This window comes from Streptomyces sp. NPDC058964 (assembly GCF_042741275.1).
In the GTDB taxonomy this organism is placed as follows: domain Bacteria; phylum Actinomycetota; class Actinomycetes; order Streptomycetales; family Streptomycetaceae; genus Streptomyces.
This window is the reverse complement of sequence record NZ_JBHYKH010000220.1, coordinates 1,347-14,044: the sequence shown is the minus strand read 5'-3', so window position 1 is coordinate 14,044 and position 12,698 is coordinate 1,347. Positions and strand designations below refer to the sequence as shown.

The window sequence follows — 12,698 nt, the reverse complement described above, 5'->3', positions numbered from 1 at the left end:
TTTCTCCGCTGGTGGGGGTCTCTCTGTGAGTAAAACCCCCCCCCCCCCCCCCCGCGCGGGGGGGCCCCCGGACCGGCGATCAGCGCGTCCAGCGGTGCCGTGCGCTCCGCGGCGGCCGTGAAGGACCGGGCCGCCACCGGGTTCCGCGGGGCCGCCGAGCACCCCTCCAGGCCGATCCCCCGCTCGTCGGCGCGAAGTGCGTCAGGGGCGCTCCCGGCCCACCGGGCCATGTCCCCGGGCCGGGGCCGGACCCTGTCAGTCAGGGCGCGCCCGTGAAGTGCTCCCCCGCCAGCGCCCGCACCACGTCCAGGTCGCGGGCGACCAGCGCGTCCAGGAGTGCCGTGTGCTCGGCCGCGTCCGCGACCAGGTCGGCGCGGCCGTGGCGAACCGGGCCGCCGACAAGGGGCCACTGGGAGCGGCGGTGGAGGTCCTCGGCGATCTGGACGAGCTGCTCGTTGCCGGAGAGGGACAGGACCGCGCTGTGGAAGGCACGGTCGGACTCTGCGTAGGTGGCGCGGCAGCCGGAGGCCGCGGCCCGCACGCTCTCCTCGGCGAGCGGCCGCAGGTCGGCCCACCGCGCGGCCGGCACCGTACGGGCGAGGCGCAGCATCACCGGCACCTCGAGCAGCGCGCGGATCTCCGCCAGCTCGGCCAGCTCCCGGGTCCCCCGCTCGACCACCCGGAATCCGCGATTCGGCACGACCTCGACCGCGCCTTCGAGCGCGAGCTGCTGCATCGCCTCCCGCACGGGCGTCGCGGAGACCCCGAAGCGGTCCCCGAGTGCGGGCGCCGAGTACACCTCGCCGGGCCTCAGCTCCCCCGTCACGAGCGCGGTGCGCAGCGCGTCGACGATCTGGCCGCGTACCGAGGAGCGCTGCACGACGACGCGGGGCTGCGGAATCGGCCGCTCACTGTGCGTGTGCTCGCCCCGGGCCGAGGGCGTCGAGGTGTCGCGCTCGCGGGCCACGTCGGCGGCGCGCGGCTGCGCGGGCACGCGGGGCGGGGCGGTGGGGTGATCCGGGATCCCCGTACCGGCGGAGCCGTGTGCGCCCTGCTTCACGGGGGTCCTCCTCCGGGTTGTCGGCACTTGGGTTATTAACGGCGGGTTGTTACTTCTCCGTCAAGCACCATAGGCGCAGGAGGCAACAGTTCAAATTCCGAACGAATCAAATAAGGTAAGGCTTACCTTGCAGTCTTCGTCATCTCGACCCGGCATCCAGTTCGAACCCGCCTCCTGGCGCCCCGACACGATCCGGACCCGGCCCCGCATCCACTAGGATCGCCCGCGACCGGAACACCCCTACGGGGACAGGCGATTCACAACTTCCTCACCTGTCGCGGGAACTTTCCGTGGAACCATCCGTACGGGTAGTCTTATTCGAACTCAACTCCCGCCCCTCAAGCGGCAGTTCGAGCAGAACGCCGCCCTGGGCATCCCCTTGCACTTCCTTGGCGGCCTCTTGCCCCGAAACCCCCTGAGGGCCGGTGGGATTGGGCCACTATGGCGGGCGTTACGCCCTATCCCAATGCAAGGGACCCCAGATGAGACTGACCGACATATCGCTGAACTGGCTGCTTCCGGGCGCCGTACTTCTCCTGGGCATGCTGGCGGCGGTTGCGGTGCTCGCGCGCGGTAAGCGCTCCTCGGGGAAGGACGCGAGCGCGGACGACTCGTGGGAGCGCAGCGAGGAGCGCCGCAGGCGCAAGGAGGCCATATACGGCACCGCCTCCTACGTCCTTCTGTTCTGCTGTGCGGCGGTCGCCGCGGCACTCTCCTTCCACGGCCTGGTCGGCTTCGGCCAGCAGAACCTCGGCCTCACCGACGGCTGGGAGTACCTGGTCCCGTTCGGCCTCGACGGGGCGGCCATGTTCTGCTCCGTGCTCGCCGTGCGCGAGGCCAGCCACGGCGACGCGGCCCTCGGCTCCCGGATCCTCGTGTGGACGTTCGCGGGTGCCGCGGCCTGGTTCAACTGGGTGCACGCGCCCCGGGGCATCGGCCACGACGGCGCGCCGCAGTTCTTCTCGGGCATGTCCCTGTCGGCTGCGGTGCTCTTCGACCGCGCACTGAAGCAGACCCGCCGGGCCGCGCTGCGTGAGCAGGGCCTGGTACCGCGTCCGCTGCCGCAGATCCGCATCGTGCGCTGGCTGCGGGCCCCGCGTGAGACCTACAAGGCCTGGTCGCTGATGCTCCTGGAGGGCGTGCGCAGCCTGGACGAGGCGGTCGAGGAGGTGCGCGAGGACCAGCGCCAGAAGGAGGACCAGCGACTGCGCCGCCGCGAACAGCAGCGGGTCGAGCGTGCCCAGCTCAAGGCGATCAGCCGCGGGCACCGTGGTTTCGTCGGCCGCGGCGCGGGCCGGCAGATGGACGTCCACGAGGTCGAACGCGGATCCTCGCAAGTCACCGCGGAGCCTGCCATATCCGCGCCGGAACAGCTGCCCGTACGCTCTCGGCCCTCCCTTCAGCCCGTCCGCAAAGGGTCTGACCCGATCACCGTCGACCTGACCGCGGAGGACGACACCATGGCCCTGCCGCGGCTCGACTCCCTCGAGCGCAAGCTCAAGGATCTCGAGCAGCAGTTCGGCTAGGACCGGACACCACCCGGGACGGGGGCGTGACCTGGACGGTCACGCCCCCGTCCCGTTCACGCGGCTTCCGCGTCGAGTTCGAACCACACCGACTTCCCGACCCCGTGCGCCCGTACGCCCCACGCGTCCGCGAGGGACTGCACCAGGACCAGGCCCCTGCCGTGCGTGCCGTCGTCGGCGTTCGGTACGCACATCCTGGGTCTGCGGGCGACGAAGTCCCGCACCTCCACGCGCAGTCCGCGCGGTCCGACGACGGCCGTCAGTACGGCGTCGTCGTCGGTGTGGACGATGGCGTTGGTGACGAGTTCGCTGGTGAGCAGTTCGGCTATCTCGGAGCGCCCCGGCTTTCCCCAGTGCCGCAGCAGCTCGCGCAGTGCCCTGCGCGCCGCGGGGACCTCCCGCAGATCGGCCCGCCCCAGCCTGCGCCGGAGCTGCGGGGCGTGCGCCGGTTCCGTGACGTTGACGTTGACGGTCTCTTCCCCCATTGCGTTCGCCGAGGAGGCCCCGATTGCCACGGGACCGCCCCCTCGCGCCTGCCTCTCCATGACCCCCGCCCGTACGCTGTTGCCGGAACCCCTCCTGATCGAACACGTTCACGGGGATCCATGCCCCGTCCGCACGGGGGCAGTCATGTCGAAATGTCAACAACCAGCTCTTCGGCCACGATTGAAGGGCGATTCGGCCCGGCTTCGAGGGTCGTCGGGCGCCGGTTCCGGACGCGGGGCACCTCGTACGCCGCCCCGGGCGTCCCGTCAAGGGCCTACCGATTCCGGTCTGCCGTTCCGGCCGCACCCACGGCAGGACCGGGGCCGTCGATCGTCCGCAGGGACGATTCTGCAGACCTTGTGAAACTGGCCGGATTCCAGCGGTCCGAGGGCCGGCCGACCCTCGTCAGGGGCGTGGGACGTTTCGTAGGTTGGAACGGGCCATCTGCAGCATGCGCCCCACACCTCCGTCCAGCACCATCTTCGAGGCGGACAGGGCGAACCCGGTGACCATCTCGGCGCTGATCTTCGGCGGGATGGACAGGGCGTTGGGGTCGGTGACCACGTCGACGAGGGCCGGCCCCGGGTGCTTGAAGGCGTCCTTGAGCGCCCCGGCGAGCTGTTTGGGCTTCTCGACCCGGCTCCCGAAGGCCCCGCAGGCGCGGGCCACGGCCGCGAAGTCGGGGTTGGTGTTCGTGGTGCCGTACGACGGCAGCCCCGCGACCAGCATCTCCAGCTCGACCATGCTCAGCGAGGAGTTGTTGAACAGGACGACCTTCACCGGCAGGTCGTACTGCACCAGCGTCAGGAAGTCACCCATCAGCATGGAGAACCCCCCGTCCCCCGACATCGACACCACCTGCCTGCCGCGGTCGGTGAACTGGGCACCGATCGCCATCGGCAGCGCGTTCGCCATCGAGCCGTGCGAGAAGGAGCCGATGACGCGGCGCCGGCCGTTGGGCGAGATGTAGCGGGCGGCCCAGACGTTGCACATGCCGGTGTCGACGGTGAACACCGCGTCCTCCGCGGCGAGTTCGTCGAGCACGGAGGCCACGTACTCGGGATGGATCGGGACGTGCTTCTCGACCTTCCGGGTGTACGCCTTGACGACGCCCTCCAGCGCGTCCGCGTGCTTCTTCAGCATCCGGTCGAGGAAGCGCCGGTCGCCCTTGGGCCGCACCCGCGGGGTGAGACAGCGCAGGGTCTCGCGCACGTCGCCCCACACGGCGAGGTCGAGCCGGGAGCGGCGCCCGAGCACCTCGGGCCGCACGTCGACCTGGACGATGGCCACGTCGTCGGGCAGGAACGCGTTGTACGGGAAGTCGGTGCCGAGCAGGATCAGCAGGTCGCACTCGTGGGTGGCCTCGTAGGCGGCGCCGTACCCGAGGAGACCGCTCATGCCGACGTCGTACGGATTGTCGTACTGGATCCACTCCTTGCCGCGCAGCGCGTGCCCCACCGGCGACTTGATCTTCCCGGCGAACTCCATCACCTCGGCGTGCGCGCCGGCCGTGCCGCTGCCGCAGAACAACGTGATCTTCTCGGCCCTGTCGATCATCTCGACGAGCCGGTCGATCTCCGCGTCGCCGGGGCGCACCGAGGGCCGGGAGGTGACCAGGGCGGTCTCGGCGGCCTTCTCCGGAGCCGGTTGGTCCGCGATGTCACCGGGCAGGGACACCACGCTCACCCCGCTCTGCCCGACCGCGTGCTGGATGGCGGTCTGCAGCAGCCGGGGCATCTGCCTGGGGCTGGAGATGAGCTCGCTGTAGTGGCTGCACTCGCTGAACAGCCGGTCGGGGTGGGTCTCCTGGAAGTAGCCGAGGCCGATCTCGCTGGAGGGGATGTGCGAGGCGAGGGCGAGCACGGGGGCCATCGAGCGGTGGGCGTCGAACAGCCCGTTGATCAGATGCAGGTTGCCCGGACCGCAGGAGCCCGCGCAGGCCGCCAGCTTCCCGGTGATCTGGGCCTCCGCGCCCGCCGCGAAGGCGGCCGTCTCCTCGTGCCGCACGTGGATCCAGTCGATGGCGGAGTTGCGGCGGACGGCGTCGACGATCGGGTTGAGGCTGTCGCCGACCACGCCGTACATGCGGCGCACGCCCGCGCGGACGAGGATGTCGACGAACTGCTCGGCGACGTTCTGCTTGGCCATGGCTCTCGCATGCCCCTTCGTCCGCGGTGTAGGCGTCCGGGCCCTTCGAGGTCCATGAATTCACAGCGCGCGCGGTTACGCCTCCCAGACGCCGGCCACCGTGCGGTCGTCGGCATACCCCTTCACGCGCACCTGGGTGTCCGCGAGGAACGCGGCCAGACCCGGCGGAGTGCCGCCCGACCAGCGCCGGGCCAGGTAGGCGCAGAGAGCGGGTTCGCCGCGCAGCGGGTCGGCCAGGCCTCCGCTGCACATCAGCAGCGCGTCACCCGGCCGGGCGACGGACGCGCGGAACCGGAAGGGTTCGCGGGGCGGTTCCGGCGCCGGCTCGTACGGACTCGGCGGCGTCGGGATCCCCAGGTCCATGGTGAGCCGGTCGCCCTCCGGGGTCTCCGCGGGCAGCGACCCGAACCCGACCACGGCGTCGCCGGTGGTGTCGGCGGCCGTGACCCGCGGCTCGATGTCCTGCCACTCCCCGCCGCGCAGCCGGAACAGCCCGCCCGCGCCGACGCCGAAGAACACGCGCGTACGGCACTCCGGGTCGGCCGGCAGCAGCAGGCAGCGCAGGGTCGCCGCGTACTCCTCCGGGTCGACGCCCTGCTCGTCGGCGCTGGCGCGGAGCTTGCCCAGGCTGCGGTCGGTGAGCCGGTGCAGTCCGGACTTCAGGTCGCCGCGCCGGGCGGCCCGGATGTCCTGGACGAGCCTTTGGTGACTGCGCCCCACGGCCCGCCCGATCCACTGGCACACCTCGGCCGCCGCGCGGTGTGCCCCGGGCGTGGCCCGTGCTCCGGTCGCCATGGCCACGAGGATCAGCGCCTGCTCCCCCGCCCCGAACCGCGCGGTGAGCAGCGAGTCGCGGCGCGGCTCTCCCCGGTACCGCGCGGAGTCCCCCCGTGCGGACACGGCCCGCAGGGTGCACGGCCCGTACCGGGCCCCGTCGAGAACGGTGTCCCCCACGAGATCGTCCAGCTCGTCCGGGTCGGCGGCCGGCAGCGCCGTGGGCTCGGCGTCGTAGGTGGGCGGCCCGGAGCCGACGTAGTCGACGGTGGCGGCGGGTGGTGGTACGGCCGGAAGGTCGAGGTGAGTGGCGGTTCGGCCGTCCGGCCCGCCCGGGTCGGGAGCCGGCGGCGTGACCGGTCGTGGCGGCGCGGCGGGTGTGCGGTCCGGCAGCTCCGTGAAGCCGGGGGGCTTGGGGCCGGGCGGGAAGGCCACGGGCCGCTGGGACTCGCCCGGCGGGGGTTCCCAGCCGCCGCGCCGCCGCGGGGGTCCGTCGCCCGGCGCGGTGGGTGTGCGTTGTAGCGGGACGGCGGCCTCCACGGGCGGAGCCGCGTCGGGCGGACCCTCCTCCGGCTCCGCGTGCGGTCCCGCGTCCACCGTGCCCGCCGCCGAGGCGAATCTGTCGTCCAGCGATTCGGCCGTCGTCGTGGGCCCGGTGTCCTCGGTGGAGTCGTCGTACAGCTGCCCCCACCAGTCGTCCTCGTGACGGGTGGGCCTACCCCCCTGCTGGCTCATGCCCCTAATTGTCCACCGCACGGCCCGTATGAAAACGGGGCATCCGGAAAATCCGGCGCGTCTTCCGGCCTCGAACGCCGTGCCGAGGGATGCCACGAACTGCCGTACGAAGCAAGGCGATACGGGATGGGTGCCGAAACACGCCGCCGGGCGGCCCCACCCCCCACGGGAGGACCGCCCGGTGACACCGGAGACGATGCAATGATCAACTATCCGGTGACGCCACCTTGGCAGAGTGACCGGTGGTACGGCGATGATGTGCCGAGGCGGGTTCGCGCCGTGGCCGATTTCCGCCACGGCCGTCCGCGGCGCGGTCTTGATCTCAGGGGAGGGACGAGCGCTGATGCTGGCAGCGATAGGGCTGGACGAGACGCACGAGTCGGCCTACCGGGCGCTCGTGTCCGTGGGCGCCGCGGACGTGCCCGATCTCGCCCGGCGCCTGACCCTGGCCGAGCACGACACCGAACGCGCCCTGCGCCGGCTCGAGCGGCACGGCCTGGCGGCCCAGTCGTCGGCGCGTCCCGGCCGCTGGGTCGCGGCACCGCCCGGCGTGGCGCTGGGCGCGCTGCTCACCCAGCAGCGGCACGAGCTGGAGAAGGCCGAACTGGCGGCGGCGCTGCTCGCCGAGGAGTACCGGGCGGCGGCCGCCGAGCCCGCGGTGCACGACCTGGTCGAGGTGGTGACCGGCGCGCCGGCCGTCGCCCAGCGCTTCCTCCAGCTCCAGCTGGGCGCGAGCGACCAGGTCTGCGCCCTGGTCACCGGCGACCCGGTGGTCGTCTCCGGCGTGGACAACGATGCCGAGGAACAGGCGGCCGGGCGCGGTGTCCGCTACCGGGTGGTCGTCGAGCGGTCGGTGCTCGACCTGCCGGACGGCATCGCCGAGCTGACCGCCGCGCTGAGCCGTGACGAGCGGGTGCGGGTGGTGGACCGCGTGCCGACCAAGCTGGTGATCGCCGACCGCGCGCTGGCCATGGTGCCGCTCACCAGCTCCGCCGAGCCGGCCGCGCTCGTCGTGCACGCCAGCGGCCTGCTGGAGCTGCTCTCCGGACTGTTCGAGTCGGTGTGGCGGGACGCGCTGCCGCTGCGGCTCGGCACGCAGGGGGTCACCGAGCGTCAGCCGGACGGCCCCGACGGCACCGACCTCGAGGTGCTGTCCCTGCTGCTCGCCGGGCTGACCGACGCGAGCGTCGCCAAGCAGCTCGACCTGGGTCTGCGCACCGTGCAGCGGCGGGTCAAGCGGCTGATGGAGCTGACCGGGGTGACGACCCGGCTGCAGCTGGGCTGGCACGCCTACGAGCGCGGCTGGGTGGCCCGGGACGACCGCTGACCCCTTTTCCGGCCTGCGCCCTCACGCGTGCTCCGGCACGCTGGGCAGATGGAGGTGCGGGAGCTCCTGCTGGTCGGGCTGGTGATCCTGCTCGGCCTGTGCGGGGTGCTGGTGCCCGGCGTACCGGGGTCGTGGCTGGTGTGGGCCGCGGTCCTGTGGTGGGCGCTGAAGGATCCGCGGCCGGTGGCGTGGGGCGTCCTGGTGGGCGCCACCGCGTTACTGCTGCTCGCCCAGGTGGTGCGGTGGGCGCTGCCGCCCCGGCGGCTGCGCGAGAGCGGGGCGACCCCCCGGATGCGGGTGTACGCGGGCGCCGGTGCCTTCCTCGGCTTCGTCCTGTTTCCCGTGCTGGGCGCGATCCCCGGATTCATGGCCGGGATCTACCTCCACGAACGCCTGCGTCTCGGCCGCCACGCGGAGGCGATGGCCGCGCTGCGCACGACGATGCGCTCGGGCGGCTCCAGTGTGCTGGCGGAGCTGTTCGCCTGTCTGCTGATCGCGGGGGCGTGGCTGGCCGCCGTGCTGTGGGGCTGACGCCTCACCGCAGGGTGGCCGGGGCGACGGCGGCGGCCAGCGCCTGCATCCCCGCGTCGTTGAAGTGCAGGTGGTCGCCCGGGTCGTACCCGGGCCGGATCCGCTCCGGCGATGCCGGGTCGCGGACGGCCGCGTCGAAGTCGGCGACCGCATCGAAGACACCACCCGTGCGGATCAGGGCGTTGACCTTCCGCCGCACCTCCTCGCCGGCCGCCGTGAAGGCGGTGTAGCCGCCGTACGGCGTGAGGGTCGCCCCGACGACCCGGACCCCGTGCTCGTGCGCCCGGGCCACGATCTCGCGGTACGCCGCCTCGAACTCGGCCACGTCCTTCGCCTCCGGCGTGCCCTTGATGTCGTTGATGCCCTCCAGGACGATCAGGGCGCGCACCCCGGCCCGGGACAGCGCGTCGGCGTCCAGCCGGGCGAGCGCGCTGGGCCCGACGCCGTCCCGCAGCAGCCGGTTGCCCGCGACACCCGCGTTCAGGACACCCAGCCGTGAGCGGTTCAGGCGTTCGGCGAGCCGGTCCGGCCAGCGGTGGTTGGTGTCGGCGGTGGAACCGTTGCCGTCGGTCAGGGAGTCGCCGAACGCCACGACACTGCCGGCGGCCTCCCCGCGCACGTCGACGCCGGTGACGTAGTACCAGCGACTGGTGATGGCCGTGTAGGCGGTGCCGTCCTCGTCGTCGGCCCGCTGCGCGCCGTCCAGGGCCACGTAGCTGGTCTGCAGTGCCGTGCGGTGGTACGTCGCCGGGCCGGAGTCGGTGGGCGTGCGGACCGTGACGAGCAGGTCGGCGGCGTCCGGAACGGTCAGCGGGACCGGATCGGTGAGCACGTCGAGGCCCGGCGGCACGGTGACGGTCCGGGCGCCCTTGAGGGTGGCGGTGCGCATCGAGCCGGGCACGGCGTCCGGGCCGTCGGCCCGCCGCAGGGCGACCGTCACCGCGTCGAGTGTCAGGGGCCCGCTGCCGAGCCGGTTGCTCACCCGGATCCGCACGGCCGTCCCGCCGACACTGATGTGCACGACGTTGCGGATGGCCGCACCGGGGAGCGCCGGGGCGGTCCCGGAGGGGGCGGTCTCCCAGGTGCCGGTCCAGCGGCCCGGGCCGGGCGCCGCCCGTCCCGCCGTGGCCGTGGGCGTCGGGGTCGACGCGGTGTGCGCCGTCGCACTCGGCGCCGCCATCGCCGTCGTGCCGACGGGCAGCAGGAGCAGCAGTGCGAGAACCCGTCCGCGGCTGACCATGTGTGCGCCCGCCCTTCCCCGTTGGCCCGCAGGAGGCGACCGTGACACACGGGCGGGAGGTGTCGGGGGAACATCACCGTACGGGACACCCGCACGGCCCAGCCGGACCGGTCCGGAGCAGGCCGACGGCCCTGGGTCCTGTCGTCGCATCCCCGCCGTCCGCCCGAAGGCCGGGCCCGGCGGCGTCATGGGGTCCCCCTGTTCGGGCAAGGCCGAGGGCCCGGGGGAGCGTGCATGGCGTCGCGGGACAGGCGGGGATTCGCCGACAGGGCCTGGGACCGACAGCCGATGTGCCGGGCCGCCGCACGTGTTCGGCTGGCGTCATGACCGAATTCAGCGAGGCCGAGCGCGCTCGTCTGCGGTCCCAGCGGCTGGGGCGGATGGCCACCGTCGACGAGCACGGGCAGCCGCAGGCGAACTCCGGTGGGCTTCTTCCCGCAGGACGGGACGATCCTGATCGGCGGGTACTCGATGGGTGCCACGAAGACATGGCGCAATCTCCGCAAGAACCCGAAGGTCGCGCTCGTCGTGGACGACATCGTCAGCACGCGCCCGTGGAAGGTCCGCGGCATCGACATCCGCGGCGAGGCCGAACTCCTGCTCGGCCCGCACGACTTGGGGCCGCACATGAGCGAGGAGGTCATCCGGATCCATCGCCGCCGGGTGCACAGCTGGGGGCTGGACGACTAACCGCCGAGCGCCCCTTCCAGGGTGAGCAGCCGCACCTTCCGGTCGAGCCCGCCCGCGTAGCCGGTCAGGGAGCCGTCCGCGCCGATCACCCGGTGGCAGGGGCGGAGGACGAGCAGCGGGTTGGCGCCGATCGCGCCGCCGACGGCCCGTACGGCCGCCCGGGAGGCGCCGATCCGCGCGGCGATCTCTCCGTACGTCGTGGTCGCGCCGTACGGGACGGAGTCGAGGGCGGCCCAGACCCGCTCCCGGAACTCCGTGCCGTCGCTCCGCAAGTCCAGCCGGAACTCCTTGAGTTCACCGGCGAAGTACGCGGCGAGCTGTTCCTCGGCCGCCCGGAAGGGGCCGGGGTCCCGACGCCAGCCGTCCAGCACGGTACGGCCGCCCTTCTGCCCCGGCACGGAGAGCGAGGTCAGCGCGCCGTCCGGGTCGGCGGTGAGGAGGAGCGGGCCGAGGGGCCCCTCCGCGGTCGTCCAGTACGTCGTCGGTAGGGGGATCATGCCGACTCCAACTCCTTTTCCACGAGCAGGTGCTGCACGGCGTACGAACGCCAGGGCCGCCAGCCGTCGGGCACGTCCTCGCCCGGCGGCGCCACGTCGGGGTCACCGAGGGCCCGGACCCGGACGGTGGCGGCGACGGCCGGGTCCATGCCGGGCAGGGCGAGCAGCGCCGCCTGGGCGTCGTCCCGGTCGGCGCCCGGGTCGAGCCGTACGGTTCCGTCGGCGAGCGCGGCGGCCAGCGCGCCCAGGGTGCCGTGCGGCTCGGCCTCCGCGAGGACGGCGGGCTCGGGGAAGAGATGGGTGAGGCTGCCGCAGGGGGCGTCCAGCGCCTTGCCGTACCGCAGGACCAGCCGCTCGGCCTGCGCCGGCCCGACCAGTGCGCGCACGGCGAGCTCCGCCGGGTCGGCGGCGCCGGGCGAGCGCAGTCCCGGCCGGGCGGCGACCAGAGGAGCGAGCCGCTCGTCGGCGCCGAGCCGCTCGTCGACGGCGTACGGATCGGCGTCGAGGTCGAACAGCCGGCGCAGCCGCTGCACGGCGGTCGTCAGGTCCCGCGGATCGGTGAGGTGCAGCCGGGCGTCGAGCCAGCCGCCGGGGTGTGCGGCGGTCCCCGTGGCCGTGGCCCCCGTCCGCTCCTCGACGGCGACGATCCCGGTGCCGTACGGCAACCGCAGGGTGCGCCGGTAGGTACGGCGGCCGGGCTCCCCGCCGACCTCCTCGACCCCGCTCACGGCCTCGCGCCGGAGCAGGTCGAAGACGGCACCGGACTGGTACGGCCCCCGGTGCGCGAGCCGCAGCGGGATCCCCGCGCCCGGGGTCGCCCTGCGCAGGCCTCGTTCCCTGGGCGCGGCGGCCCGTACCTGCGTCGGTGTCGAGGCGTACACGGCCCGGATCGTGTCGTTGAACTGCCGCACGCTGGCGAATCCGGCGGCGAACGCGATCTCGGTGATCGGCAGGTCGGTGGTGTGCAGCAGCACACGCGCGGTGTGCGCCCGCTGGGCACGCGCGAGCGCGACGGGACCGGCGCCCAGCTCCGTGGTGAGCTGCCGCTGGACCTGCCGCGCGCTGTAGCCCAGCCGCGCGGCGAGCCCGGCGACGCCCTCGCGGTCGACGACCCCGTCACCGATCAGCCGCATGGCCCGGCCCACGACGTCGGCGCGGACGTTCCAGTCGGCCGAGCCCGGCACGGCGTCCGGGCGACACCGCCGGCAGGCCCGGAACCCCGAGCCCTGCGCGGCGGCGGCCGTGGCGAAGAACCGCACGTTCCGCCGCTTCGGGGTCACCGCCGGGCAACTGGGCCGGCAGTAGATCCCGGTCGTCTCGACGGCGAAGAAGAACTCCCCGTCGAACCGGGCGTCCCGGCTCCGCACGGCCTCGTACCTGGTGTCTTCGTCCATCACGCTTCCAGTGTGGGTGACGGACACCGAATCGGTCTGGCGGAAAACGGACACGCAGGTTCGGGCCGGAGCGGGGGTGCGGGGGCGGGAGCCCCCCGGGGGCCCCCCCCCCCAGGGCCCCACCCCCGCGAGACCACGGCGCGGGGGCCCCCCCGCCGGGGGGGGGCGGGGCGGCGGCGGCGGGGGGGTTCGGGGCCCCTTGGGTGTGTTCGTCCGCCGGGGGGGGCGGTGGGTCGTTCGCCGGCCCCGGGGGGGGCGGCCGGCGGGGCCCACCGCGCGAGCCACAGCGC

Annotated in this window: 10 protein-coding genes and 1 pseudogene; 4 read left to right on the top strand and 7 right to left on the bottom strand. The window is 73.6% G+C overall.

Annotation, left to right across the window (positions count from 1 at the left end):
• Positions 1-259 precede the first annotated feature (259 nt).
• The gene (locus ACFW2E_RS25165) at positions 260-1,060 is read right to left on the bottom strand and encodes a GntR family transcriptional regulator (protein ID WP_384469337.1); all 801 of its coding nucleotides are present in this window, start codon (positions 1,058-1,060) and stop codon (positions 260-262) included.
• Positions 1,061-1,542: 482 nt separating this feature from the next.
• Here ACFW2E_RS25165 and ACFW2E_RS25160 point away from each other — a divergent pair, with 482 nt between their 5' ends.
• Entirely contained in the window at positions 1,543-2,586 is a 1,044-nt protein-coding gene (locus ACFW2E_RS25160) for a DUF2637 domain-containing protein (protein ID WP_384469336.1), read from the top strand.
• A 56-nt stretch (positions 2,587-2,642) separates the two neighbouring features.
• Here ACFW2E_RS25160 and ACFW2E_RS25155 read toward each other — a convergent pair whose 3' ends face one another.
• The 3 genes from ACFW2E_RS25155 to ACFW2E_RS25145 form a co-directional block, all read right to left on the bottom strand.
• Positions 2,643-3,071 (bottom strand): ATP-binding protein, encoded by a 429-nt coding sequence (locus tag ACFW2E_RS25155; RefSeq protein ID WP_384469339.1) that lies wholly within the window; start codon positions 3,069-3,071, stop codon positions 2,643-2,645.
• A 406-nt stretch (positions 3,072-3,477) separates the two neighbouring features.
• Positions 3,478-5,220, bottom strand: coding sequence for a pyruvate dehydrogenase (locus ACFW2E_RS25150; RefSeq protein ID WP_384469335.1), 1,743 nt, complete (start codon positions 5,218-5,220; stop codon positions 3,478-3,480).
• Positions 5,221-5,295: 75 nt separating this feature from the next.
• Positions 5,296-6,729, bottom strand: a complete 1,434-nt coding sequence (locus tag ACFW2E_RS25145) for a protein phosphatase 2C domain-containing protein (RefSeq protein WP_384469334.1) — start codon at positions 6,727-6,729, stop codon at positions 5,296-5,298.
• A gap of 343 nt (positions 6,730-7,072) precedes the next feature.
• Between ACFW2E_RS25145 and ACFW2E_RS25140 the strand changes: the two genes are divergently transcribed.
• On the top strand, positions 7,073-8,056 hold the full coding sequence (locus ACFW2E_RS25140) for a helix-turn-helix domain-containing protein (RefSeq protein ID WP_384469333.1): 984 nt from the start codon (positions 7,073-7,075) through the stop codon (positions 8,054-8,056).
• 48 nt (positions 8,057-8,104) lie between these two features.
• Positions 8,105-8,587, top strand: coding sequence for a DUF456 domain-containing protein (locus ACFW2E_RS25135; protein WP_384469332.1), 483 nt, complete (start codon positions 8,105-8,107; stop codon positions 8,585-8,587).
• A gap of 4 nt (positions 8,588-8,591) precedes the next feature.
• On the opposite strand, the gene ACFW2E_RS25130 is transcribed toward ACFW2E_RS25135, so the two are convergent.
• Positions 8,592-9,827, bottom strand: a complete 1,236-nt coding sequence (locus ACFW2E_RS25130) for an SGNH/GDSL hydrolase family protein (protein WP_384469331.1) — start codon at positions 9,825-9,827, stop codon at positions 8,592-8,594.
• A gap of 323 nt (positions 9,828-10,150) precedes the next feature.
• On the opposite strand from ACFW2E_RS25130, the pseudogene ACFW2E_RS25125 reads away from it, so the two are divergent.
• A pseudogene (locus ACFW2E_RS25125) lies at positions 10,151-10,517 on the top strand (PPOX class F420-dependent oxidoreductase).
• On the opposite strand, the gene ACFW2E_RS25120 reads toward ACFW2E_RS25125, so the two are convergent.
• Together ACFW2E_RS25120 and ACFW2E_RS25115 are read right to left on the bottom strand one after the other, a co-directional pair.
• Positions 10,514-11,014: a methylated-DNA--[protein]-cysteine S-methyltransferase gene (locus tag ACFW2E_RS25120; RefSeq protein WP_384469330.1), complete on the bottom strand. Its 501-nt coding sequence runs from the start codon at positions 11,012-11,014 to the stop codon at positions 10,514-10,516. The pseudogene ACFW2E_RS25125 and the gene ACFW2E_RS25120 overlap by 4 nt on opposite strands.
• Entirely contained in the window at positions 11,011-12,408 is a 1,398-nt protein-coding gene (locus ACFW2E_RS25115; RefSeq protein ID WP_384469338.1) for a DNA-3-methyladenine glycosylase 2 family protein, read from the bottom strand. The genes ACFW2E_RS25120 and ACFW2E_RS25115 overlap by 4 nt, the downstream gene beginning before the upstream one ends.
• Between the last annotated feature and the right edge of the window lie 290 nt (positions 12,409-12,698).

Excerpts from the sequence above, each read along its gene's own strand:
- ACFW2E_RS25160 (WP_384469336.1), top strand. The coding sequence starts at position 1,543 with ATGAGACTGACCGACATATCGCTGAACTGGCTGCTTCCGGGCGCCGTA.
- ACFW2E_RS25155 (WP_384469339.1), bottom strand. The coding sequence starts at position 3,071 with ATGGGGGAAGAGACCGTCAACGTCAACGTCACGGAACCGGCGCACGCC.
- ACFW2E_RS25150 (WP_384469335.1), bottom strand. The coding sequence starts at position 5,220 with ATGGCCAAGCAGAACGTCGCCGAGCAGTTCGTCGACATCCTCGTCCGC.
- ACFW2E_RS25145 (WP_384469334.1), bottom strand. The coding sequence starts at position 6,729 with ATGAGCCAGCAGGGGGGTAGGCCCACCCGTCACGAGGACGACTGGTGG.
- ACFW2E_RS25140 (WP_384469333.1), top strand. The coding sequence starts at position 7,073 with ATGCTGGCAGCGATAGGGCTGGACGAGACGCACGAGTCGGCCTACCGG.
- ACFW2E_RS25135 (WP_384469332.1), top strand. The coding sequence starts at position 8,105 with ATGGAGGTGCGGGAGCTCCTGCTGGTCGGGCTGGTGATCCTGCTCGGC.
- ACFW2E_RS25130 (WP_384469331.1), bottom strand. The coding sequence starts at position 9,827 with ATGGTCAGCCGCGGACGGGTTCTCGCACTGCTGCTCCTGCTGCCCGTC.
- ACFW2E_RS25120 (WP_384469330.1), bottom strand. The coding sequence starts at position 11,014 with ATGATCCCCCTACCGACGACGTACTGGACGACCGCGGAGGGGCCCCTC.
- ACFW2E_RS25115 (WP_384469338.1), bottom strand. The coding sequence starts at position 12,408 with ATGGACGAAGACACCAGGTACGAGGCCGTGCGGAGCCGGGACGCCCGG.